At 63.5% G+C, this 698-nt stretch carries 2 protein-coding genes; both read right to left on the bottom strand.

What is annotated here, in order from left to right:
• On the bottom strand, positions 1-312 hold a 312-nt coding region (locus tag QD357_RS32705), incomplete at its 3' end, for a DUF736 domain-containing protein (RefSeq protein WP_414126148.1).
• Between the two features lie 88 nt (positions 313-400).
• A partial coding sequence (locus tag QD357_RS32710) for a DUF736 domain-containing protein (protein ID WP_414126150.1) occupies positions 401-698 on the bottom strand: 298 nt, incomplete at its 5' end.

A 698-nucleotide genomic window follows, 5' to 3' on the forward strand; every position in this document is an offset into this window, starting at 1 on the left:
GCCTTCGACTTCGGTGAGSGTTGCGTAGATCGGRGCGGGGAAGCTCGGGTCGTCSAGCTTGACCGAGAGGTAGTCGCGGTCCTGCTCGGAGCGCTTCTGCCAGGCCGCACCSAGCTCGACRTTRCCKGCGTAGATGCGGWAGTGCGGRCCYTTGTCGGARGGGTTTTCGAYGCGGGCGATRCGGGCCTTGACGTTGAGGGCGAGWGTGCGGATCGAGCCKKTGAAGCCGGTTTCGGWGGWGGTGAAGGTGCCGATGGTYGCCATKGTSRTRTTCCTTGTCCTGTCTCTCKGGCCGCGCCATYGCGGCCTCATATGAGGAGCCACTCGTCAAGCTGCTGTTCGAGCGGCGTGTTGGAGCTTCTTGTGACGCCCCAACTACAGGGCGTCACACCGGAAGAGGTCAGTCACCGGAGCGGCGGTTCGGCCGCGACCAGATGAGGCTGAAGGCCTTGCCGTCCTCGTCTTCGACCAGATTGGCGTAGAGCGGAGCGGTGAAGCTCGGGTCGTCGAGCTTGAGACCGAGGTAGTTACGGCCTTCGTTGGACTGCTTGGACCAGGCSGCTCCGATTTCGATGCGGCCGACGAAGACGCGGTGGCTGGGAGCGTTGTCGCCGCTGGAGCGCGTATCGGAAACGATGCGGACGTTTTTGGTCTGGAGGGAAAGGGTGACGATCTCGCCGCTGAAGTCATTGCCGGAC

Source organism: Rhizobium sp. BR 317 (genome assembly GCF_047445835.1).
Lineage (GTDB): Bacteria > Pseudomonadota > Alphaproteobacteria > Rhizobiales > Rhizobiaceae > Rhizobium > Rhizobium paranaense.